Consider the following 2,139-nt stretch of genomic DNA (forward strand, 5'->3'; position numbering starts at 1 on the left):
TGTCAACGCCGAGTTACTTTTCCCCAATCACTCCGGATTAAAATTCCCCATTTTTGCCGGTTATGTTGTTGGTGGAGCCGGGAAAATCCCGGCTTTTTTCTTGTCTTTCATTCGATACGAGTCTCCCTTGATGTTAAAGGTTACGGAATGGTGAAGAAGCCGATCCAATATGGCTGTGGCCAGCACCTCATCTCCGAATACTTTTCCCCACTCAAGATACGATTTATTTGATGTCAAAATCATTGCTCCATGCTCATACCGTTTGGAAACAACCTGAAAGAAGATATTTGCCGTCAGTTCATCGAAAGGGAAATACCCGACTTCGTCCATCACAATCAGATCTGGCCTGCTCCATCTGCTGACAAGCCGATTGAGCGTTCCTTTTTGCGCTGCCTTCCGGCATTCTGCTGCCATTTCTTCTGCTGTTATGAAAAGCGCACTGTAGCCCTTGGTTAATGCTTCAAAAGCGAATGAAATAGCCAAGTGTGTCTTACCTACACCTGGGGGACCAAGAAGAAGCCGATTCTCACCATTCGCAATAAACCGGCAGGTTAGGGTTTCTTTTACTCGTTGTTCACTGATGCTTGGCTGGAACTGAAAGTCAAAATCATGAACGGTTTTGGTATAGGGCAGTTTAGCCCGTCGTATTCGCTTTTCCAAAGAAACCTCTTCGCGCTTCTCCCATTCCTTCGAAACGATCATGTCAAGAAACTCAAAATATGATACATTATTGTCAGAAGCGTTCTCCAATACGTCATCCAGCTGGCTTGCTGTATGATGCCAGCCAAGCGTATTCAGTCGTTTTTCAAGAAGTTGTTTCATTCTGTATCACCTTCTTCGAAGGCGGCGTAAACAGCCAGAGGGCGCGTTTCCACACTTGGAACAGGAGTAGGAGCGAAAGAATCGTGGGTCGCCAAACCGAGTTGATTCTCTGCGTCCTGCTCTTTTTTTGCTCCAGGAAGTCCAACCGGTGAGGAACAGAATACTTATTGCCTTTGTATGAGATCATACAATCTTTACTGACCTCCCGTACTTCCCAGTAGCTGATTGGGAAGAGAGGCTTTGCTCCCCATGCCTGCAGAAAAGGCTGCTCTTTTTGCCATCGCAGAACCGGCGGTTCTTTTGTCGTGCCGTTAGGCTTTTTATTTGCTGTGTTATCCAGCCACAATCGAACCTGATAATTCAGATCCTCCAATGTGAAACCCAGCCTTCTTTGAAAAAAGTTCCCTTTCAAATACTGCACCAGCCGTTCTACTTTCCCTTTTGTTTGCGCACGATATGGCTTGCAGGCTTTTGGCACGACCCCATAATAGGCAAGAAAATCTTCAAACTTTCGGTTAAAGCGGATTTCCACAGGGCTATGTTTGATGACAACGGATTTCATATTGTCATAGAGAATTTGTGCAGGAATACCGTTAAAATAACTAAAGGCATTCATATGGCATCTCATAAGGGTCTCCATTTTCATGTCGGTTGTAAATTCAATGTACTTCATTCGGGAATAGCCGAGTGTCATGATAAAGGCATGAATCATTTTTTTCTGGCTATCGACTTCATATTCTCCCAGCTCTTCTGCCCAGTCTACTTGTGCCTGCCGTCCAGGTGGTGTCTCAAATCTCACGGTCGCCTGCCTTTTTGGCTCTGCCCTGAAGGGCTTAATGAAGTCCTGCAGAATCGTACTTTTCCCTTCATATCCCATAGCTTCAATTTCTTCAAGAAGCACTACACAGTTGGTTGTTCCTTCCTGAATTCGCTGAAGAAGATAAGGTTTAAATGGATCCAGCTTGCTGCCTCGCTTTTTCCTCAGGCTGCTTTTCGGGATTTTTCCACTTTTTAAATATTTACTAATTGTCTTCCGGTCAAATCCTGTCTCTTTAGCGATCGCTGTCTTGGACCAGCCCTTTTGGTGTAAATCTCGAATCATAAAAAACTCCCCTTCACTTAACACCGTCACGTCACTCCTTCGATTAAAAGCTACGTGACGATTATCTGTTATGAGCGGGGAATTTTAAATCGGAGATATTGTCCATTTTAAACTCGGAAATGACAGCTCATTCCAAGTCCCTTTTGTCTACAGTCTGAAAGCAGCTTTAAAGCTGCTTTAAATGCGTGTATAAGAATAGATGGAAAGAAGCACAT

1 protein-coding gene and 1 pseudogene are annotated in these 2,139 nt (G+C 44.4%); both read right to left on the reverse strand.

The genetic code is table 11. The features are described from left to right. Window positions 1-60: 60 nt before the first annotated feature. Window positions 61-822, reverse strand: coding sequence for an IS21-like element helper ATPase IstB (gene istB / locus BTO30_RS15775; protein WP_075399651.1), 762 nt, complete (start codon window positions 820-822; stop codon window positions 61-63). Between the two features lie 112 nt (window positions 823-934). After that, window positions 935-1,948 (reverse strand): annotated as a pseudogene (istA, locus tag BTO30_RS15780) (IS21 family transposase); the annotation flags it as partial. Between the last annotated feature and the right edge of the window lie 191 nt (window positions 1,949-2,139).

It is taken from the genome of Domibacillus antri (assembly GCF_001936625.1).
Classification (GTDB): Bacteria; Bacillota; Bacilli; order Bacillales; family Domibacillaceae; genus Domibacillus; species Domibacillus antri.